The following is a 22,808-nucleotide window of genomic DNA, read 5'->3' as shown; positions in this document are numbered from 1 at the left end:
TCAGGCATCTCCATGCGGGTTCAAGGATGGGAAACGGGTTTGCCACTGTTGCCACAGTGGCGGGCGGTGCCGGTCAAACACCGCCTCGATCCGGGCGGCCAGCGCGATCAGCGCAGCCTCGGCCCCCCGGCGGCCGATAATCTGGAGACCGACAGGCAGGCCATCGACCAGATCGACCGGGATCACGACGACCGGATGACCCGACAGCGAGAACGGCGTGGTGAAGCCGATACCGGCCTCCTGATAGGGGATGCGATGCATCCCGGCCGGGATGCTGCGCTGCGCCAGTGGCAGGCGCGGCGGCGGCAGATGCGCGAAGGCGGTTACGGCGGTCACCGGGCACAGCAGCGCATCGGCGGTTTCCAGATGCCGGTCGATGGCGGCAACCGTGGCCTCGCGCGCGGCTTCGGCCTGTCCCGGCGGTATCCCGGCCAGCCCGCGCAACAGGGCTTGCCGGAGCGGGCGGCGCGGCGCGGCCAGTGCCAGCAGACGCAGCGCCAGCCTTTGCCAGCCGCGCAGATGCGGCGAGGCGGCGGCCATGAGCAACCCGCCATAGCCCTGCCAGGCGGTGCGAAAATCCAGCGGTGCGGTGCGGGTCTGCGCGCCCTCCTCCGCCAGCCATTCCGCCGCGCGGTGCATCGCCTGTTCCGTCCGCGGGCACAGCGGCAGCGGAGCGCCGGTCACCAGACCCAGCCGCAGTGGACCTTGCGGTGCGGGCGCCTCGGGATGGCCGGACAGGGCGGCGAAACCGGCGGCCAGATCGGCGCAATCGCGGGCAAGGAAACCGCCGCTTTGGAACGGCGGCGACGCGGCGCCTTCCAGCGGCGGGATATGGCCCGCCATGTCAAAGACCTCCGGCCCCGCCCTCAGCGCGGCCACCCCGCAAAAGGCCGCCGGAATGCGCAGCGATCCGGCCAGATCGCTGCCCAGATCCAGCCGCGACAGGCCGGTCAGCACCGCGACCGCCCCGCCCCCGCTGCTGCCGCCGGGGGTACGGGCCGTGTCCCAGGGGTTCAGGGCGGTGCCGAAAACCGGGCTGGCGCACTGGATGTCGCCGCAAAGCTGCGACAGGTTGGTCTTGCCAAGGATCACCGCCCCGCTGGCGCGCAGCCGCGCCACCAGCGCCGCGTCGCGCGCGGGGATGTGACCGGCCAGCGGCGGATGGCTGGCCGTGGTGCGCAGCCCGGCGGTTTCATAGCTGTCCTTGACCGTGACCGGCACACCGAACAGCGGGCCATCGGGGCCTTCGCCCTCCGGCGGTGCGGGCGTGACCAGCGCAACCAGATGCGCCAGCCCCGCCTGCCGCGCCACCATGGGCCGGGCATGCAGCAGCCGGTCGCCTGCCGCGCGGGCCGAGGTGGCCAGTTGATCGAAGCCGCCGTTCATCCCCACAGCTCCCGCAGGCGGGCCGGGACGGCCATGTCGGCATCATGCAGAAAGAAATGCCCGCCGGTAAACCAGTGCACCGCGCCCGGCTCGGTACTTTCCTCCAGCCAGCGCGGCACGGTTTCGGCGGGCACCTCCGGGTCGTCCGGCGCGGCGAAAGCATGGATCGGCACCGGCAGGCGCGGCATGGCGCGGTAGCTGTAGCCGTTCAGCATGGCGAAATCGGCGCGCAGCATCGGGGTCAGCAGCCGCATCATCTCGGCATTGCCCAGCACCTCGGGCGGGGTGCCGCCCAGCCCGGCCAGCCGGTCCCGGAACTGCGCATCGTCCAGCAGATGCAGGTCGTCGCGGTCCAGCGCGCCGGGCCAGCGACAGCCGGAGGCGACCATCAGGCCGGGACGGCGCAACTGCATCATGGTGCAGATGCGCAAGACCTCGAAAGCCAGAACCGCGCCCATGGAATGCCCGAAAAAGGCAAACTCCGCCGCCCCCGCATCACTTGCGATGGCGGCTGCGATCTGCATGGCGGCGGGGCGCATCTCGGTCAGCGGTGGCTCCTTCAGCCGCAGCCCGCGCCCCGGCAGGTTGATCACCGAAAGCGCGATGTCAGGCCCCAGCGCCGCCGACCAGCCGACGAAAGCAGCCGGATTGCCACCCAGATAGGGAAAGAGGTAAAGCCTGCGCCGCGCCTGCGGCTTGGCAATCTCCAGAAGCCAGGGCGAGGCCATCACGCGCCCTCCGCATCGGCGACGATCCGGCCATCGGCCAGCTTCACCACCCGGTCGGCGCAGCCGAAATACGCGTCGTCATGGGTGATGACCAGCACCGCCTTGCCGCGCGCCTTCAGCTCGGGCAGCAGTTCGGTATAGAATACCGCCTTGAACACCGGGTCCTGATCGGCGGCCCATTCGTCGAACAGATAGACCGGCCGGTCCTCCAGATAAGCCGAGACCAGCGCAAGCCGCTTGCGCTGCCCCGTCGAAAGATCGGTGGTGCTGAGGCATCCGTTCCGCACCGTTACCTTATGCGCCATCCGCAGATCCGCGATCAGGCTGCGGGCCTTCGCCTCCATTTCCGGGTCGTCGCTGCCCGGCAATTGCTCGAACAGGTGGAAATCGGCAAAGACCGCCGAAAACGCCTGCCGATAGCTGGCAAGCGTGGCCTCGGTCACCGGCTCGCCATCCACCGCGATGCCGCCACCCTCGGGGTGGTAAAGCCCGCACAGCAGCATCGCCAGCGTGGTCTTGCCGCTGCCGTTGCCGCCGACCAGAAACACCACCTCGCCCCGCCGCAGTGTCAGGTCGATGGGCCCGAGGGTGAACACCCCGTCTTCGGAGTCCCGCGCATAGCTGTGGGTCACACCGCGCAGCGCGATGTGATCCTGCACCGGCATCGGCGGCGGAAGCGTCGCCGCCGGGTCCAGATCGGCGGAAAGCTGTTCGATGCGTTCCAGTGCCACGGCGGATTGACGCAGGGCGGGCAGGCTGATCATCACCTCGCTGACCGGCCGCACGAGATAGAGCATCAGCAGCACGGCAGGCAGCATGTCGCGCCCGGTCAGCCCCGGCATCAGGAACAGCACGACCCCGATAACCAGATAGAACAGGCTGTTGCCGATGTTCACCACCCAGATATAGGCCGACATCGCCCCCACATAGCTGCGCGCCACCCCGGCGGCGGCGGGGCCGATCACCCGGTCGATGTAATGCGCGCCGCGCGGGCTGTTCAGTTGCAGCTCCTTCGCGCCCTCGATCAGCGCGCGCTGGCGGATGTAAAGCTGGTCGATTTCCTCCCGCAGGCGGAAGATGCGGGCGATCGGGCGCCGCTCGGCCAGTTTGAACAGGCTGGCCCCGACCAGAAGGCAGGCAAAGACCGCCGCGCAGATCTGCCAGTCCACCCAGGCGAGATAGCCGAAGCAGCCCAGGATCAGCAGCAGGTTGCCGATCAGCAGCGGCACAAGCTGCACCGCGCCCACGAAACTGTCCATGTCGCGGGTCAGGATGGTCAGCAGCGGTTGCCGCCCGATTTCCTGCAAGCGGATCTGCGGGGTGGCCAGCAGGCGCCGCGCCAGCGTCAGCCGCAGGTCCAGCAGCACCTTCTGCGCCAGCCGGATCAGCCAGACCTCGGACAGCACGCGCAGGCTGAAATGCACGGCGGCGGCGGTAAAGAAGGCGACGGCAAGCGCAAGGCTGCGGCTTTCGGCCTCCAGCGCGCGGCTGATGACGATGGCCATGATCGCGGCCCCGGCCCCGCTGGCAAGGCTTGCCAGCACCGAAAGCGCGGCCCCGCCCGGCGCGGCGCGGAACAGGGTGGACAGCAGGCGGTTCATGCCGGGTTCCTTGCGCAAAGTGTGGTGCAGCCCGCAGGGCCCAGATGCCACCGAACATCGCTGACATCGCCGTCGAAGGCCAGATGCAGCCGGTCGGCGGCCATGCCCGCCACCGTGACCTCGTGAAATTCGAGCATCCGGCCGACCTCGGCCGCCACCGCCTTGTAAAAGGCTTCCTTGGCGGAAAAGACGAGGGTCAGGAAGGCGGCGAAGCCAAGGCCCGCAGGCCGTGCGGCGGCATCGCCGGGGGCAAGGATCTGCCGGGCCAGCGCGGGCGCTTCGGCCTCGGGGATCGGCTGTTCGCAATCCACCCCCAATTGGCGATACTGGCGCGAGGCGACCGCCACTGCCCGCCGGTCATCATGGCTGATCGACCCGGCGACACCGGGGGGCCAGACCGGGGCGCGGTCGGAACGACCGACATGCTCCGGTGCGCCAAGCCGCCGCAGCGCCTGCGCCGCCGCCAGCCGCCCGGCCAGAAACTCGCGCCGCCGCCTGGCGACGGCAGGCCGCAGGTCGTCTGGCAGCGCAATGCGGAAGGCCCCGCCCGGTTCGGCGGTGACCGCCAGCCCCTGCGGATCGGGCGGCAGCGCATCCAGCGGCAGTTCCGCCCAGATCAGACGGGGTAGCGCGAAGGGCGCGTCGGAGGAAAGGGCAATGCGCGTCATGTGGCCAGCAGATAGGGAAAGGCCGGGGTTGTCAGCATCTGGCGCAGCCGGGTCAGCCCCGCCTCGTCGGGCATCGGCCCCAGACCGGCCAGCACCTCGGCCATGCTGCGATGGCCGTCGCAGGCCTGACAGACCGCCCGCACCTGCGGATCGGCGGGCAGCGCCGGGGCGGGCAGCGCGGCGCGGCGCGGGCTGGGCTGATAATGCCCCTCCGGCCCCAACACATGCGACACCACTTCGCACCGCGCCGGGGCAAAGCTGCGGCGCAGGAAATCGGCGTTCACCTCGGCCCGCGTGCGGCGCTTCGGCCCGTGGCCGATGTAGAACCACAGCATCGGCGACCGCTCCTGCATCAGCAGGTTCGCCACCTGCCAGCGTTCCAGATCCGGCAGCCGGTTGAAGGCGGCGGCAGAGGCGCCGGTCAGCGGCGGCTCCCATCCGAACTGGCCCGACAGCCGGTCGAACTGGTTCACGCAAGGCTGCCACAGCACCAGCCCGGACCCGGCACAAAGCGCGGCAAGGGTTTCGACGGAATAACTGAATTCCACCGGCTGAAGCAGCGAATCCGCCACCGCCGGTTCCGGCAGACCCCGCTGCGCGGCAAGGAAATCGGCCATGGTGCCGGGCAGCGGAAAATCAGTCACCATTTCCTGCGCCATCGGCAGTTCCGCCTCGATCAGCCCGCCGCGCCCCCCGGCCCCGGAAAGCAGGCGGATCGCCTTCTGAAAGGCGGTGGTCTGGATGCGGTGATAGTAGTTGTAGACCATCAGCTCCATCACGCCGCCCGGCTTCAGCGCGCGCGCCAGCCGTGCCAGCGGTTGCGCCGGTTCGGCATTGTGGTGGATGACGCCGGTACAGATGACGTGATCAAAGCGCGCCTCATGCGGGGCATCGTTCAGGCTCGCCTGTTCCAGCCACAGGTTGGTCAGCCCCAGATCGCGGGCCGACGCCTCGGCCAGCGCCAGCGACCGCGCGGAAAGATCGGTGCCCAGCACCCGCGCGCCCGGAAAGCGGAGCGCAGTGATCACCGCCTGATTGGTGCCGCAGCCCGCGACCCAGATCTCGCCGTCCGGGGGCAGTGCCGCGCCGTCGAAATCCCCGGCCTCCTGACAGAGTAAGCGCGGGGCGAAGGTGGGGTCGGCATGGCCCGTCAGGCTCAGCGCGCGCCAGGGATAGTTGAAGCGACCGTAGAAGTCGGCATTGATCCGGTCGATTTCAGCGGCATCTAGGTTGTCGGCCGCATTAAAGGACAGATGCCCGGTCATTCCGCTGCGCTCCTGCTGGCTGTCGTCATCAGTTGCGCAATCCCTTCGGCCAGCGTCACGGCCCCTGCCCCCTGAAGAACCGAGAAGTGATCGCCGGGCAGGACCGTGGTGGCAAGGCCGGGCAGCAGCGCCTCCCACGCCGCGCGGCGCAGGTCGATCTGGCCCTGCCCCTCCGCCAGCCACAGACGGGCCGGGCAATGCAGCGGCGCCTCCGGCACATGGCTGGCCAGCGCCCGGACATTGCGGGCCCAGACGCGGGACAGTGCCTGAAGATAGGGTTGCGCCGCGGGCTCTCCGCCGCCTGCGAGGCCAAGCGCACGGCGATGGGTGATCTCGGCCAGAAAATCGCCCTCCTCCGGCCGATCGGCCTGATGCGGGGACGGCGGGTCGATCAGGGCAAGGCCCAGCACGCGGTCAGGCGCCTGCGCCGCCATTTCGCAGGCCAGCACCCCGCCATAGGACCAGCCTCCCAGCCAGACCGGCCCGTCGGGCAGCCGCGCCAGCAACGCGCTGGCCTGTTCGCGCAGGGTGGCTTCGGGCAAATCGGGGGCGTGGAAAGCCGGATCATCCAGCGCCAGCACCGCCGCGCCCCCCCGCATCGCCTGAGCCAGTGCACGGTAAGAGGCGACATCGCCCCCCACCGGATGCAGCAGCACCAAAGGCGGCGCCGCGCCGGGGCGCAGGCATATGGGGGCATCCTTTACCGCTTCCGCCGCCGGGGCCAATGCCGCCGCCAGATCGCGCAGGCTCAACCGCCCCGACAGCAGCGCGGCGGGCGGCTTTATGCCCAATTGTTGCTCCACCGCGTCCAGCAGATCGAGCGCCAGCAGCGAATCCCCACCCAGATCGAAGAAAGAGGCATCGGGATCGACGCTATCGACCCCGAGGAACCCGGCGAAGATCTGCGCCAGATCGGGTGCGGCAGGCGCGCGCGGCGGCTCGGGGTCCAGCACCATGGGCAGGTCGGGCGGCAGCGGTGCCACCACCAGGTGCGTCAGGCCAAGCGCCACGGCGCGGCGCAGCACCTGCATGCCCTCCCCGGCCGAGATCGCCCCCGCCTCCAGCCGCCCGGCCAGATCGGCCATGCGACCTTCCAGCCGCGCCGACATGCCCGTGCCCTGCCAGGCCGGCCAGCCGACCGAGATCACCTTTGGCCCCGCCCCACCCGGCTGACTGTCGGCAAACCCGTCCAGCCAGGCATTCGCGGCGGCATAATCCGCCTGCCCCGGCGCGGGGCGCTGCGCGGAAAGCGAGCTGCAAAGCAGGATGAACCCGTCCGTCAGCGGCGCCAGATGCAGCAGGACCGCCCGCGCGCCGTCACGTTTGGGCGCCAGCGTCGCGGCGAAAGCCTCGGGCTGCAACAGCGGCAGCGCGCGGCCCCCGGCCAGGCCGGCGGCATGGATCACCCCGGCAAGGCGCCGCCCCTGCCCCGCCAGATCGGCGGCGAGCGCAGACATGGCGGTGTCATCGGTCACATCCGCCGCAATATGACGAATGCGCGGCCCCTGAACCCCGGTGCCACGCCGCGACAGCAGCCAGACCTCGCGCCCCGGATCGGCCGTCAGCGCCTCGGCCATGGCGCTGGCCATGCCGCCATTGCCGCCGGTCATCAGATAAAGCCCCGGCGGCAGGTCGGCTTCATGTGGCGTTTCGGCGGGCATCAGCGCCGCCTCGAACACGCGACTCCCGCGCAGGGCGATCTGGCGGAATGGCGCGGGATCGGCGGGGGGCAGCAGATCGGGCGCCGCCCCATCCACCAGACCCAGCCGCAACCCCGGCAGTTCCGCAACCGCCGCCCGCATCAGCCCGGCCACCATCGCGCGATCGGGATCGGTGGTGCCCTCTGGCCCGAAAGCCCCGCTGACCAGAACCCAGAGCATTCCCCCCGCGTCACGCAAGCGCCGTCCCTCGGCCCCCAGCAGGGCCAGCAGCGCCGATGCCGGATCGGGGCTGTCGCGCAGATCCAGCACCAGTTCAGACCCCTCGGGCAACGGGGTGCCCGGCCGGTAAACCGGCCGCTTTGCCGCGACGGGCACGGCGGCGCTGCGCCTCCAGACGGGTTGCAGGAACCAATCGTCAAAGGGCAGCCGCGCGGCCATGGCCTCGCCCGTCAGCGCGGGATGGATGTAATCCGTCAGATCGAAAGCATAGGGCGGCAGATCCCAGGCCGGGATACCCGCTGCCGGGGGCAGATGCCGGGTCTGCATCCCCTCGACCCAGGCGCGGGCCAGAGCTTCGACCGTCTGCGGCACCGCGCCGGACCAGTCGGTAACGCGCCGGGGCTGTGCCAGATCCAGCCCCGCCACGGCGGCATCCGCCGTATCCGCGACGACCGCCGCGCGCCACGGCAGGCCATCGCGCAGCCCGCGCCGCAGCCCCGCCGCCACGGCCGCCAGATCACCACCCTCAGCCAGGTAATCGGCCACAGCCATCATCCGCGTCCGCAGCGCAGGTTCGGAATGCGCGGCAAGGCACAGCAGATGCAGGGGCGACGGCACAGTGGATCGCCGCTCCGGTGCCGGGCCAAGTACGACATGCGCATTGGTGCCGCCGATGCCAAAGCTTGACACCCCTGCCAGCGGGCGATCCGCTGGCCATGGGCGCAGATCACGCGCCACCGCAAAGGGCAGGCGCGTGAAATCCAGCGCCGGATGCGGCGCGGTAAAGCCATGGGTCGGCGGCAGGCTGCCCTGCATCCGGCCCAGAACCGCGCGGATCAGCCCCGCGACCCCGGCCCCGGCCCCCAGATGGCCGATCTGGCTTTTGACCGAACCCAGACCGATGGCCCCGGCCGGTTGTCCGGTGAACACCCCCGCCAGCGCCTCGACCTCGATCGGGTCGCCAAGCGCTGTGGCGGTGCCATGCGCCTCGATATAGCCGATGTCGGATGGCCCGGCCCCCGCCGCCGCCAGTGCCGCCGCAATCACCGCCTGCTGGCCCTGCACCGAAGGCGCGGCGAAACCGGCCTTGCGCCGCCCGTCATTGTTGATGGCGCTGCCCTCGATCAAGCCAAGGATGCGGTCACCCGCCGCCTCGGCCGCCGCCAGCGGTTTCAGCACCAGAAGGCCCCAGCCGCTTGCCGGAACCGTACCCTTCGCCTGATCCGAGAAGGGCGCGCAATGGCCATCGGCAGAATGGATATGCCCCTCCTGCCAAGCATAGCCCGCCGCCGCCTCCAGATCGACGGCCACGCCGCCCGCGATGCAGACCTCGGCCTCGCCATCGCGCAACAGGCCACAGGCCTGATGCAACGCGACAAGCGAGCTGGAACAGGCGGTCTGCACGGTCAGCGCCGGGCCATGCAGGCCCAGAAGATGCGCGATGCGGGTGGCGAGGAAATCCTTTTCATGGATCATCGCCAGCGCCGCATCGCCGATGCCATGCGCCGTATCGCGCAGCAGGGCGCGGTAATAGCTGCTTTCGCTGCTGGAAAGCACAAGCCCGACAGGCCCGGCCAAGGCCGGGTCGATCCCGGCATGATCCAGCGCCTGCACCGCACCCATCAGCAACTGCCGTTGCTGCGGGTCCATCAACAGGGCGTCGCGCGGGCTCAGCCCGAAACAGCCGGGATCGAACCCGGCCGGGCGGTCCAGCATGGAAACCGCGTTCACATGGCCGGGCCGGTCAGACGGCGTGACACGGATCGCCTCGGCGCCCGAGCGGATCAGCGCGGCAAAGGCGGCCAGGTCGGCGGCACCCGGCAGGCCGACTGCCATGCCGATGATCGCGATACGTCCCTCGGCCCGCGCGCGCGGCACCGGCGCGGGCGCCACTGGCGCCGCCGTCTGGTCGATATGGGCGGCGAGGTCCGCAAGTGTCGGGAAGCGGAAGAAATCCACCATGGCCAGATCGGGCGCCACATCCCGCAGAAGCCCATGCACCCGCATCAGCGCCAGCGACCCCGCACCTGCATCGAAGAAATGCAGGTCAGGCGGGATCTCCTGCCCCAGCACCTCGGCAAAGACCTGTGACAGATGCGCCAGTGTCTGCGTGACGGGCGCCTTGGCGGCAGGTGTCGCCACCTCCGGCGCGGGCAGCGCCGCACGGTCCACCTTGCCAGAGGGCGACAGCGGCAGCGCCGGGCAGGCGATCAGACGCGCAGGCCGCATATGCGCGGGAAGGGTCGCCGCCAGATGCGCCTCCAGCGCCGCACGATCCACCCCTTCGGGCGCGATATAAGCCAGCAGATGCTCGCCCCGCACCACCACAGCCGCCGCCGCGACATCCGGGCGATGCAGGATCGCGGCCTCGATCTCGCCCGGCTCGATCCGGTAGCCCTTGAGCTTGATCTGGTCGTCATTGCGGCCCAGAAACACCAGATCGCCCGAGGGCAGCCGCAGCGCCCGGTCGCCGGTATGATAGCTGATCTCGCCCGCCGCATCGGGGCGGAAGCGTTCGGCGCTGAGGTCCGGGCGGTGCAGATAACCCGGCGCGACGCCGATCCCGCCAATCACCAGCTCGCCGGTTTCGCCCCATGCCGCCGGGCTGCCATCGGCGCGGCGCACCGACAGGCGCATGCCCCGGATGGCGCGGCCGATCACCATGGCGCCGCCATGTTCGGGGAGGCTGCCCCTTTCCGCCCAGGCCACCGCACAGCCCACCACGGTTTCGGTCGGCCCATATTCGTTGACCACCCGCGCAGCCGGCAGCAGATCCAGCAGCCGCGCCACCGTCGGCGCGGGCAGTTGCTCGCCCCCGACGATGAACAGATGCGGCGTGTCGGCCCGTCGCCCTTGCCCGTGCGCCAGCAGGGCGGCGACATGGGCGGGCGTGACCTTGAACAGCAGCGGCGCCGCGCCGAAGGCCTTCGCTGCCAGCGCCGGGATCAGTTCCCCCGCCAGCACGTCGACCCGCCGCCCGGCGGCCAGCGGCCCCAGAAGCGAGGTCACCGTAGCGTCGAAATTCAGCGAGGTGCTGACCACCCCCGCCATCAGCGGTCCAGAGCCGAAATAGGCCCCCGCGACGTGATCGAGGTAATTGCCCAGCCCGCGATGCGGGATCGGCACGCCCTTGGGCCGCCCGGTAGACCCCGAGGTGAAGATGACATAGGCGATGCGGTCGGGGTCGAACGCGGGCAGCGGCGCGGTGCCGCTGCCTTCGGGCGGGTGGGGCGTCACATGGGCGGGCAGCGCCGCCGCGCCATCGGTGATGACATGGGCAAGGCCGGTATCCTCGATGGCAATGGCCAGCCGGTCGGCGGGATAATCCGGGTCCAGCGGCACATAGGCCGCGCCCGCGCGCAGGATGCCAAGAACCGCCGCCACCAGCCCGATCCCCGGCCGCAGCGAGACGCCGACCAGATCGCCGGGGCGCACGCCTGCCGCCTGCAACCGTGCCGCAATCCCCTGCACCCGCAGATCCAGCGCCGCGCGGCTGATCCGTTCCCCCCCATGGGTCGCGGCAATCGCCTGCGGATCGGCGCGGCGGTCAGCCTCGATCCGGGCCAGCAGGTCTTGCGCGGGCCGCAAATCCTCCAGCCGCGCGGGCAGGTTCACCAGCGCCGCCAGCACCTCGGGATAGACCTGCGCCATCTGCTGCGCGAAATCGTGGTCGAAGCGGGTCAGATCGTGTTCGATCTGGCACGACAGCCCCGCGCCCTCGGGCGTCACGAACAAGGTCAACGGGAAGCGCGGCACCACCTTTTCGGGGTAACGGAAGCGCGCCTGCACGCCGGGCAGGCGGTATTCGGTGTTTTCCAGCACGAACATCGTGTCGAAAAGCCCGCCACGCTGCCCGGCCGCCCGCAGATCCTCGACCACATGGTCATAGGCAAGGTCATGCGCGGCGCGCATTGCCGCAACCTCCGCCTCCACCGAGGCGAGCCAGTCGCCGGTCGCGGCCTCGGGGTCGATGCGAAAGCGGCAAAGCTGAGTGTTGACGAACATCCCCACCGTAGCGTCAAACCCCGGCGGGCGCAGGCCGACCGGCAGGCCGATGGACAGATGCCGCCCCAGCCCCATGCGCCACTGGCACAGGGCAAAGCCCGCCAGCAGCAGGGAAAACAGCGTTTGCCCCCGCCGCGCGGCCAGCGTCTTCAGGCGGTGGGTCAGTTCGGGCGACAGATCGAAGCCCAGCATCCGGCCCGTCGCAGCCTCGGGCGCATAGAAAGCATCGGCCTCGGGTTCCGGCGCGGCCAAGAGGTCGGTCACGCGCGCCTTGCGCATCGCGGCGTAAGCCGTGCTGGCCTGCCGTGCGGCCTGAAGCGCCGGATAGGCGGAATAATCGCCCGGCGCCGCCTCAGGCTCCTCGCCGCGATACAGCGCCGCCAGATTGGCGAGCAACAGGTTCAGCCCCGCACCATCTACCACGATATGATGCAGGCACAGCAGCAGGCTTTGCCCCGTCACCCCGGCGCGCAGCAGACAGCCTTCGGTCAGATCGAAGGGCCGGGCGAAGAACGCCTCGGCCTCGGCCACCTGTTCCAGCGGTACGGCGCGCGGCGGCGCGATGTGCACACGCAACCCGGCGCCGGTTTCGACAAAGGCTGAACGCAGCGCGGCATGGCGCGCCAGCAGCGCATTCAGCGCCGCCTGCATTGCCGGTTCGTCGATGGCCCCGGCGAAATCGAACCGCAGCGGGATGGAATAGGCGGTGGAGCCGGGCAAGACCTGCTGCATCAGCCAGAGCCTGCGCTGTTCCGCGGCGGCGGGGTAATCCTCCTGCGGCGCGGGCAGCGGCTCCGCCTCGACCGGGCGGGCCTCTGCCAGAACCGCCTCCAGCGGGCGGTCAGACAACAGGTCGGACAGGTCAACCGCCCGCCCCTCGGCCCGCAGGCGCAGCATCAGCCGCGCCGCCGACAGGCTGTCGCCGCCCTGCGCCACGAAGCTGAGCCCCTCGGGCAGCGGCAGGGCGCGCAGGGCGGCGCGGTCGGTCTTGCCGTTCTCGGTCAGCGGCAGCCGGTCATGCAACGCAATCCGGGCGGGCAGCATATAGCCGGGCAGCCGTTCGGCCAGCGCCAGCCGCAGCGCGGCGGCGGTCTGACCGGGGGCCGCGACATGGGCCACAAGCTGCGCATCCTCCAGCAGCACGGCGGCCTGTTCCACCCCCGGCAGGGCCAGCAGCTGCGCCTCGATTTCCGGCAGTTCGATCCGCTGGCCCCGCAGCTTCACCTGATCGTCCAGCCGCCCGCCGCATTCCACAACCCCCGCCATGACCCGGCCCTGATCCCCGGTGCGGAACAGCCGCGTGCCGTCCGGCCCCGGCCGGAACCGCGCCGCCGTTTCCTCGGCCCGGCCAGGATAGCCCAGAGACAGACCCGAACCGCCCAGCCAGATCTCGCCCCAGTCCCCTTCCGGCACCGGCGCGCCCGCGTCGTTCAGGATCGCAACCGTGGTTTCGCGCAGCGGGCGCCCCACCGGCACTGTGGCCGGATGATCCGCCCGCGCCCAAAGCGCCGGGTCGATGCGGTGCCACAGCGCGAAAGTGGTGCATTCCGTCGGGCCATAGCAATTGGTCAACCGGCATCCGGTCGCAGGATGTGCGACCAGCAGCCGGTGCAGCAGCCCGGCATTTGCCTGCTCGCCCCCGAACAGCACATCGCGCAGCCCCAGCAGAGCCTCGGGCTTTTCGCTGGCCAGAAGGTTGAAATACGAGGTGGTGAGGAACGCCGTCGTCACCCCGTCCGCCACCAGCCGCGCCGCGAAACGGTCGAGGTCCAGCACCTCGGCCGCGTCGAAAGGCACCAGCGTCGCGCCGTTCAGCAGCGCGCCCCAGATCTCGAAGCTCAGCGCGTCGAAAGCGGGGTTCGCCAGATGCGCCACCCGCGACTGCGGGCCGATTTCGCAATATTCCGGTCGCCGCGCCATGCGCAGCAGGCCGGGTTCGGCAATCGCCATGACCTTGGGCCGCCCGGTGGTGCCGGAGCTGTGAAACAGGAAGGCCGCCTGCCCCGGATCGCGGGTCAGCGCCGGCAGGGGCAGATCCCCGGCAGGCGCGTCAAAGTCCGCTGCTTCCATCCCTAGCCAGGCGCCTTTCGGCAACGGTGCCAGCCCGGCGTCGGTCAGCACCAGCGCGGCGCCCGCTTCCTCCAGCAACATCGCCAGCCGCGCGGGCGGCTGCGCGGTGCCAACCGGAAAGACCACGCCGCCCGCCTTCAGCACGCCCAGAATGGCGATGACCAGCCGGGTGGAACGCGCCATGCGCAGCGCCACCACCTGCCCCGGCCGCAGCCCTGCCGCGCAGAGATGACGGGCGAAATTGTCGGATGCCGCATCCAGCGCCGCATAATCCGGGCCGCCCAGAATGGCCGGATGCCCCGGCGCGCGGGCCACGTTTTCGCGGAAGGCAAGAACCAGCGCGCTCATTTCATCCCCTCCGGCGGCAGCAGCCGCCCGTCCAGAACCTGCACGATGATCCGCCCGATACGTTCCACATCGGCACCTTCCAGCAGGGTGGAATGATCGCCGCCGGTAACCTTGAACAGGAACGGCCCCTGCGCCCGCAACTGCCAGAAGAACCGCAGCAGCCGCAGCTGCATCCGGTTGCGCCCGTCGATGGCCTGCACCAGCACGACACGCCCGCGCGTCGGCCTGAACTCCCACTGACGCGAACATAGCGTGTTGTGGTTGTAGAGCGCATGGTACTGCGTGACCTGTGCATCCTCGATGCCCGGATACATGCCGTTATAGGTGATCAGCTTCTGGCGGAACTCTGCCGCATCCGAGGTGCGGGTATCCTCCCGCACGGAAGGATCGTCGGTGCCCATCGCATCCAGCAAAACGGCGGTGACATGGGTGATGCCGCGCTGTTCCAGCCGCCGCACCATCTCATAGGCGACGAAACCGCCGAAAGAGGCGCCGGTCAGCACACAGGGCCTGTCCAGCAGATGTTCGACCAGCCTGATGTAGTGATCGGCCATGGCGCCGATGTCGGGCAGGAAAGACTCGTCCGGGTCCACGCCGACCGACTGCACGCCCCAGACGCCCAGATGTGCGGGCAAGACCCGCGCCAGCGACAGATAGCCGTAGGCCGTGCCGCCCGCCGGGTGAATGCAGATCACGTTCGCCCGCCCGTCGCCGGGCCGGAAGCAGACCGGATTGACCGAATGTGACCGCCCCTTGCCGCCCCGGATCAGGGTGGCCAGCGCCTCGATGGTGGGGTGTGCGATGATCTCGGTCGTGGCCAGCGTCGTGCCGAAAGCCGCGTTGATCTGGTGCACGGTCTTGATGGCCGACAGGGAATTGCCGCCAATGTCGAAGAAATTGTCGCGCAGGCCGATGTCGGGATGCAGCAGCACCCCCGACCAGATGTCGTAAAGCCGGTGCTCGATCACATCGCGCGGGCTGGCGGTATTCACCTGACGCGGCCCGCCGCCATCCAGATCCGCCAGCGCGCGGCGATCCACCTTGCCGCGTTCGGTCAGCGGCAGATCATCCAGCCAGACGAAACGGTCGGGCAGCATGTAGCTGGGCAAGACCTGCGCCAGCGCGGCTTGCGCGCGTTCCTGAAGGCTGTGACGGTCCTGCCCCGGTGCCGCCACACAGAAGGCCACCAGCCGTTTGTCGCTGCGCACTGCCAGATCGACAAAGGCCGCGCGGATGCCCGGCTGGCGCAGCAACTCGGCCGCCACCTCCTGCGGTTCGATCCGGTAGCCCCGGATCTTCACCTGAAAGTCGTTGCGGCCCAGGCAGTCGATCAGCCCGTCGGGCCGCCAGCGCGCCAGATCGCCGGTGCGATACAGGATCTCGTGCCCCGGCGTGGCGAAAGGATTGGGCACATAGCGTTCCGCCGTCAGTTCGGGCCGGTTCGCATAGCCCGGCCCGACATAGGGGCCGGACAGGCACAATTCGCCCACGATGCCCTCGGGCACCAGATGGCCGCGCGCATCGAGGATATAGCAGTTGGTATTGCTGTTCGGTCGCCCGATCGGCGGCGGCTCGATATCCTGCGGACCCAGGACATGATGCACGGTAAAGACCGAGGCTTCGGACGGGCCATAGATGTTCAGCAGCGGCAACCCCCGGTCGCGCGGCAGGCAATAGCCTTGCAGCCGGTCGCCGCCGGTCGAAACCCATTCAACCGAGGCAGGCAGGTCCAGTCCGGCGGCGCACATCGCCTCCATCAGCCCGGTTGGCAGCCAGAAATGCGTGGGCTGAAGCCGGTCGGTCGCCGCCTGCAACAGATCACGGTCGCGCAGCACCGCATCGGGCTGAAAGCCCAGCGTGCCGCCCACGGTCAGCGTGGGCCAGATTTCCCAGATGATCGCATCAAAGGCCGGATTGGCGGAAACGGTATGCAGCGACCGGCGGGTGATCCTGCTCAGCCGGGTCTGGAACAGACAGAGGTTATGCAGACCCAGATGGGTGTTCAGCGCCCCCTTGGGCTGGCCCGTTGTGCCCGAGGTAAAGACGATATAGGCAATCTCGCCCTGCGGAAGTTCGGGGTTCTCGGGGCTGTTTGCCTGCCATGCGGCATCGTCGTCCACGGCCAGAGCATCGGGCAGCGCCAGTTCCGCAGCCCGCGCACGGATGGTCAGCACCAGCTTTGCCCCGCAATCCTCGATCATGCGGCGCAGACGTTCCGGCGGGGCATCGACTGGCAGTTGCGCGGGCGCGGCCCCGGCCTTGTTCGCCGCCAGCAGGGCAATGACCATTTCCGCACAGCGCCCGGTGGCCACGCCGACGGGATCGTCCGGGCCAAGCCCCAGCCGGTGCAGATGCCGCGCCAGCCGGTTGGCGGCGGCGTTCACCTCGGCATAGGTCAGGCGGCAATCGCCGTCGATCAGCGCCAGCGCCCCGGGCGTTTCGGCCGCCCAATGTTCGAACTGGCGGAAGGGCGCGGGGGGATCGTCCAGAGCGATCACCTCGCCCCGGCCCAGATCCAGCAGCCGCTCCGCCTCGGCCGGGGAAACCACCGGCAGATCGCCCAGGAGCGTTTCCGGCGCGGAAGCCACACCTTCCAGCAGCGACAGGAAGCCCCGGTTCAGCCGGGAAATCCCTTCGGCGGTGAACAGGTCGGTGGCATAGGTCCAGTCCAGATGGATCGTATCGGCCCCGTCCAGCACCGCCAGCGACACCTCGTATTTCGCCGGGGTCAGATCGGGATCCAGCGGGCGGAAATGCAGACCCTGCGGCAGCGCAGGCACCTCCGGCTCCGGCTGGCTGAGCGAGAAGGCCAGTTGCACCAGCGGCGCGCAGGACAGGCTGCGCGGCGGGTTCAGGCGCTCGACGATCAGTTCAAAGGGCAGATCCTGATGCGAAAACGCCTCGGCCACACGGCGGGCACAATCCTTCAGGAAGGCGCGGAACGGCAGGTCCGGCGCGGGGCGCGCACGCAAGGGCACGGTATTGACCAGAAACCCCACGAGGCCTTTCAGTTCCGCCCGCTCCCGCCCGGCGACCGGCGTGCCGATCACCAGATCGTCGGCCCCCGTCCAGCGGTGCAGCAGCGCGGCATGGGCCGCATGCAGCAGGGTGAACAGGCTGACACCTTCGGCGCGCGCGAAGGTCCGCAGGCGCAGCGCCAGATCGGGGTCAAGCTTCTCCACCAGCCGCGCGCCCGCGCTGCCCAAAACCGGCGGGCGCGGCTTGTCGGTCGGCAGGTCGTGGACATCCGGCACCCCGGCCAGCGTTTCGGCCCACCAATCCGCCAGTGCCGCGCCGCGCCGTGCCAGCAGGCGGCGCTGCCAGCGGGCATAATCGGCAAACTGCACCGCAGGGGCGGGCAGCGCATGACCTGCGTAAAGCTGCGCCAGCTCCTCCAGCAGGATCGCGTTCGACCAGCCGTCGGTGGCGATGTGATGCAGCGTCAGGAACAGCACATGCTCCTCGGCCGCCAGACGCACCAGACGGGCGCGCAGCATCGGCTCGGCTGCAAGGTCGAAGCGGTGCCGCGCCTCGGCCTGCCCCAGCGCACCGAGTTGCACCGCCGCATCCACCGCCTGTGACAGATCGGTAAAGTGCAGGTCCACCGGCGCGGCGGGCAACAGGTGCTGAAGCGTGCCCGCATCGCTTTCGCGAAACACCGTGCGCAGTGCATGGTGACGCTCCACCAGCGCCGAAACCGCGCGGGCCAGGGCCGCACGGTCCAGCGCGCCGGTCACCGCCAGAACCATGGGCACGGTGTAAAGCCCCGCCGCCGCCTCCATCTGCTCGATCACCCAGAGCCGCGACTGCGAGAAGGCCAGCGGCTCCGCCGCCACGGGGGGGCCGGGCAGGATGGCCTCTTCCTGCGCCGCGGCATCCTCGGCCAACCGGGCCAGCCAGTCGGTGATCTGGCCTTTCTGGGCGCGAATCCGCTCCAGCAGCGCGGGCGGCACACCGCCGCGCGCCGTCACGGCCAGCGCGCCGTCCTTCAGCCAGAGGCGGACCCCGGCCCCTTGGGCCTCGCGCAGAATATCGGCGATGGTCATAGCAGGATCGTCTCCGTCTCGGCAGTGTCGTCTTCGGGCGGGGCGGTCAGCCCCGTCATGGCATCCATGGCAACGGCCAGCCCCGCCACTGTGGGATCGGCCAGAAACAGCCGCAGCGACAGCACAACGCCGGTTTCGCGCTGAAGCTCCGCCAGCAGGCGCAGGGCAAGGATGGAATGCCCGCCGATGGCAAAGAAGCTGTCGGTCACACCCACCTGCGGCTGGCCCAGAAGCCGCGCCCAGATTGCGGCGATGGTTGCTTCGGAGGGGCTGCGCGGGGCGATGCGCGGGGCAGCAGGAGCCGCCTCGGGCATGGGCAGGGCCTTGCGGTCCACCTTGCCATTGGCCGTCACCGGCAGCGCGGCCAGCGGCGTGATCGCCTCGGGCAGCATATGCGCGGGCAGGTGCCGCGCCAGCGCCGCGCGCAGGGTGTCAGGTGGTGCTTCCCCCGCCACCCAGGCCAGCAGGCGCATCGTGCCATCCGGCCCCGGCGCGGTCAGAACCACCGCCTGATCGGCCCCCGCCGCGCGCAAGGCGGCCTCTACCTCGCCCGGCTCCACCCGGAAGCCGCGGATCTTCACCTGATCGTCGGCCCGGCCAAGGTAATCCAGCGCCCCGTCGGGGCGGAAGCGCGCCAGATCGCCGGTGCGATACATGCGCGCGCCGGGCGCGCCGAAGGGGTCGGGCAGGAAGGCCGCCGCCGTCAGATCGGGGCGCCCGACATAGCCGCGCGCCAGCGCGACCCCGCCGATATAGAGATGCCCCGCTACCCCCGGTGGCACCGGGTCCAGCGCGGCATCCAGCACATACATCCGCACATTGGCGATGGCGTGGCCGATCGGCACCTGATCGCCCGCATCCCCGGCCGCACAGGTCCAGGCCGTCACATCCACCGCCGCCTCGGTCGGACCATAAAGGTTATGCAGCCCCACCCCCGGATGCGCCCGGTGGAAGGCGGCCTGCGTCGCGCGCGGCAGCGCCTGCCCCGAACAGACCACGCAGCGCAGCGAGGGTAGCGCGTGCGGCGCCGCACGGTCGAGGAACGCCTCCAGCATCGGCGGCACGAAATGCAGCGCGGTCACCGCCTCGTCGCGGATCACCCGCTCCAGATAGGCGGGGTCGCGGTGGCCTTCCGGTTCCGCGATGACCATGACCGCCCCGGTCATCAGCGGCAGGATCAGCTCCCATACCGAGACGTCGAAGCCCAGCGGGGTTTTCTGCAACACCCGGTCTTCGGGGCCAAGGTCATAGGCCGCCGCCATCCACAGCAGCCGGTTGACGATGGCCCGATGCGGCACCGCCACCCCCTTGGGCCGTCCGGTGGAACCGGAGGTGAAGATGACATAGGCGGTATCCCCGGGTCCGGCCAGCGGCTCGGGGTTGTGGTCGGGCATGTCTTGCGGCGCGTGCTCCGGCCCGATCAGCATGACCTCCACCCCCGGCAGATCGGCCAGATGCGGCTGCGCCAGCACAAGAACCGGCGCCGCATCCTCAAGGATCATCGCCAGCCGCGCGGGTGGATAATCGGGCGGCAGCGGCACCCAGGCCCCGCCCGCCTTCAGGATCGCCAGCACCGCCACCATCATCTCGAAGGAACGGTCCACCGCCAGCCCGACGAGGCTGTCCCGCCCGACACCCCGCGCCCGCAAGGCATGGGCCAGCCGGTTTGCCCGCGCATTCAGCGCAGCAAAGCCGAGGCTTTCGCCCCCGAACCGCAGCGCAATCCGGTCGCCTTCTGCGGCAATCCGGTCCTCGATGATCCCGACCAGCGTCTGCCCGGCCTGAGGATAGCGCGTTTCGGTCCGGTTCCACCGGGCCAGCAGCGCCCGGTCCTCTGCCGGGATCAGCGCCGCCGCGCGATGCGGCGCGGCCGGATCGGCCAGCATGGCCTGCAGGATCGCGCCATAGCTTTCGGCCATCCGCCCCGCCAGACCGGCGTCAAGCCGCGCCGGATCATGTGCGAAATCCACCACCAGCCCGTCGCCTCCCAGCACCGCATGCACCCCGAGCGCGAAATTCGTCGCCTCGAAAGCCGTCATGCCGCGCAGCGCGGGCGTGCCATCGGCCCCGGCCATTCCGGCCAGCGCGTCCTGCACATGGAAATGGATGAAGTTGAACATCACATCGAAGGGCGGCACATGGCCATTCGCCTCGACGATGGCGGCCAGCGGGTAATGGCGATGCGCCGCCAGATCCACTTCGGCCGCAAAGGTCGCGCGGGCCAGATCCTGCCAGCTTTCCTGCCCCAGCCGCAGCCGGACCGGCAGGGTATTGAGGAACAGGCCCAGCATCTTTTCGGCATCGCGCGCCTCGGGCCGTGTATGGGTCACGAGGCCGGACACCACATCCGCCGTCCCCCCCCAAAGCGCCAGCATCTTCAGATGCGCGGTCAGCAACAGGCTGCGCAGCGGCAGACCCAGCCGGTCGGCCAGCGCGCGCAGATCAGCCAGAACCTCAGGCCCGAAGCGCAGCCCCACCCGGCGCGGCGGCAGGTCAGCGGCGGGCGGCGGCAGGCGCAGCACCTCGGCATCCTCCAGCAGTGCCGCCCAGAAGGCCCGCGCCCCGGGCGCGTGCAGCGCCGCCTGTTCCGCCACCGCCGCCAGCGCCGGGGTCGCCGCCAGAGGTGGCAGCCCTGCGATGTGACCGGCCCGCGCCTGCTGCCAAAGCTGCATCAGCTCCACCTGCATGGCGGCCACGCTCCACCCGTCCAGAATGGCATGGTGGAACCCGAGCGTGATCTGCACATCCGCAGCACCCCGCAGATGCACCATCAGGCGCAGCAGGGGCGGGGCGCCGATCGCGAAGGGCCGCGCCTTTTCGGCGGCAATATCCGCCGCAATCGCGGCCCCGGCGTCAGGCTCCGACAGGCCCGACAGATCGCTGACCGCCAGCGGCAGCGCGACCTCCCGGTGCACCTGCTGCATCGGCCCCTCCGGCCCATGCAGGTCAAAGCTGCTGCGCAACACCGGATGCCGCGCGGCAAGCGCCGCCAGCGCGGCGCGGAAAGCGGGCTCGTCCCAATCCAGATTCAGGCGGAAGCTGAAGACGTCATGATACACCGCCGCCTCGGCCGCCACCTCACCATGGAACAGCATCCCCAGTTGCAGCCGTGTCATCGGCCATGCGGTTTCCAGATGCGCGGGCAGATCGGTGGGCGGCAGATGCTCCACCACCGGCGCCGCACTGCCCACCGCCCGCGCCAGCCCGCGCAGCGTCTGGTGACGGAAGATCGCCTCGACCGTGACGGGCAGCCCCGCCTCTGCCGCGCGGGCCGCCAGAGTCACCGCCCGCATGGAATCGCCGCCACTGGCAAAGAAATTATCCAGCGCACCCACAGAGTCGCGCCCCAGAACCTCGGCCCAGATCGCGGCCAAAGCCTGTTCCGCCGCACCCTCTGGCGGCACGACATCCGGCTCTGCCGCCGCAGGCTCGGGGTCCGGCAGCGCCGCCACATTGACCTTGCCATTGGTGGTCAGCGGCAGGTCCGGCAGCACCACGAAGGCGGCGGGCAGCATGTAATCCGGCAGATCCCGCGCCAGCGCCATGCGCAGGGCCAACGGCTCTTGCGGCGTGCCACTCGCCAGCCAGGCCACCAGCCGGTCGCCCCGCAGCCGCACACAGGCCGCCGCGATGCCCGGCAAAGCCGCCAGCGCCGCCTCGATCTCGCCCGTCTCGATACGGAAGCCGCGCAGCTTCACCTGCGCGTCGGCCCGCCCGACATAATCGAAGCCGCCATCCGCCCGCTGCCGTGCCACATCGCCCGAACGATACATCCGGCTGCCCGGCGCGCCCCAGGGATCGGGCACGAAGCGATCGGCCGTCAGATCGGCGCGGTTCAGATAACCGCGCGCCACCCCCGGCCCGGCCACGCAGATCTCGCCCGGAATACCGGGCGGCACCGGCTGCAAAGCAGTATCCAGCAGCCGGATTTGCAAATCGGGCAGCGCCACCCCAATGTCAGAAGGCCGACCCGTATCGGCGTTCAGTTCCAGATGCGTCACATGCACCGTCGTCTCGGTGATGCCATACATGTTCACCAGATTCGGCTGCCGGTCGCCATAAGCCGCGAACCACGGCGCAAGTGCGGCGCGGTTCAGCGCCTCACCGCCAAAGATCACATGCCGCAGCGCAAAGGCCGGCGGCACGGGCTGGCGCGCGCAATGCGCGGTCAGTTGCTGGAAGGCCGAGGGCGTCTGGCTCAGCACCGTCACCCCCTCGCGCAGCATCAGATCCGCAAAGGCACCCGGATCGCGTGTCACCACGCGCGGCACGATGACCAGACGCCCGCCATAAACCAGCGCCCCGAATACCTCCCAGACCGAGAAGTCGAAGGCGAAGGAATGGAACAGTGTCCAGACATCGGTTTCATCGAAACCGAACAGCGGTTCAGTGGTGCTGAACAGCCGCACTGCCGCCCTGTGCTCGACGCAGACGCCCTTTGGTTTTCCGGTGGAGCCTGAGGTGTAGATGACATAGGCGGCGTTTTGGGGGGTTGTTCGGGTTTCCGGCGGGGTTTCGGGGAGGGAGCGGGCCTCGGTCTCGCCGGTGGCGGGATCGGGGTGGGTGGCGAGGGTCAGCACCGGGGCGGGGGTCAGGGATTGCAGGCGGGCAGCCTGCGCGCTCTGGGCCAGCACCAGCACCGGCGCCGCGTCTTCCAGCATATAGGCCAGCCGGTCGTCGGGGTGTTCGGGGTCCAGCGGCACATAGGCGCCGCCCGCCTTCAGCACCGCGAGCAGCCCCACGATCATCTCGAACGAGCGTTCGCAGCACAGGCCCACCCGCGTCTCGGGGCCGACGCCGAGCTGCACCAG

At 70.1% G+C, this 22,808-nt stretch carries 8 protein-coding genes; all 8 read right to left on the bottom strand.

Annotated features, from left to right (window positions below):
• Positions 1–1,386, bottom strand: a complete 1,386-nt coding sequence (locus IE126_RS20740) for an amidase (RefSeq protein WP_189382072.1) — start codon at positions 1,384–1,386, stop codon at positions 1–3.
• On the bottom strand, positions 1,383–2,114 hold the full coding sequence (locus IE126_RS20735; protein ID WP_189382071.1) for a thioesterase II family protein: 732 nt from the start codon (positions 2,112–2,114) through the stop codon (positions 1,383–1,385). The genes IE126_RS20740 and IE126_RS20735 overlap by 4 nt, the downstream gene beginning before the upstream one ends.
• Positions 2,114–3,715 (bottom strand): cyclic peptide export ABC transporter, encoded by a 1,602-nt coding sequence (locus IE126_RS20730; protein ID WP_189382070.1) that lies wholly within the window; start codon positions 3,713–3,715, stop codon positions 2,114–2,116. Before IE126_RS20730 ends, IE126_RS20735 begins: the two co-directional genes overlap by 1 nt.
• Positions 3,712–4,383 (bottom strand): 4'-phosphopantetheinyl transferase family protein, encoded by a 672-nt coding sequence (locus IE126_RS20725; protein WP_189382069.1) that lies wholly within the window; start codon positions 4,381–4,383, stop codon positions 3,712–3,714. Before IE126_RS20725 ends, IE126_RS20730 begins: the two co-directional genes overlap by 4 nt.
• Complete coding sequence (locus tag IE126_RS20720; protein ID WP_189382068.1) at positions 4,380–5,648, bottom strand: class I SAM-dependent methyltransferase; 1,269 nt, start codon at positions 5,646–5,648, stop codon at positions 4,380–4,382. The genes IE126_RS20725 and IE126_RS20720 overlap by 4 nt, the downstream gene beginning before the upstream one ends.
• Positions 5,645–13,951 carry a non-ribosomal peptide synthetase gene (locus IE126_RS20715; RefSeq protein WP_189382067.1) on the bottom strand — a complete coding sequence of 2,769 codons (8,307 nt, stop codon included), beginning with the start codon at positions 13,949–13,951 and terminating at the stop codon, positions 5,645–5,647. Before IE126_RS20715 ends, IE126_RS20720 begins: the two co-directional genes overlap by 4 nt.
• Positions 13,948–17,997: a non-ribosomal peptide synthetase gene (locus tag IE126_RS20710; RefSeq protein WP_189382066.1), complete on the bottom strand. Its 4,050-nt coding sequence runs from the start codon at positions 17,995–17,997 to the stop codon at positions 13,948–13,950. Before IE126_RS20710 ends, IE126_RS20715 begins: the two co-directional genes overlap by 4 nt.
• Positions 17,994–22,808 (bottom strand): non-ribosomal peptide synthetase (locus IE126_RS20705; protein WP_189382065.1); only part of this gene is annotated, 4,815 nt, incomplete at its 5' end. The genes IE126_RS20710 and IE126_RS20705, both read right to left, overlap by 4 nt.

The organism is Gemmobacter nanjingensis (assembly GCF_014652195.1).
GTDB lineage: Bacteria > Pseudomonadota > Alphaproteobacteria > Rhodobacterales > Rhodobacteraceae > Gemmobacter > Gemmobacter caeni.
The sequence above is the reverse complement of the archived record's forward strand: the minus strand, read 5'-3'. Positions and strand labels throughout refer to the sequence as shown.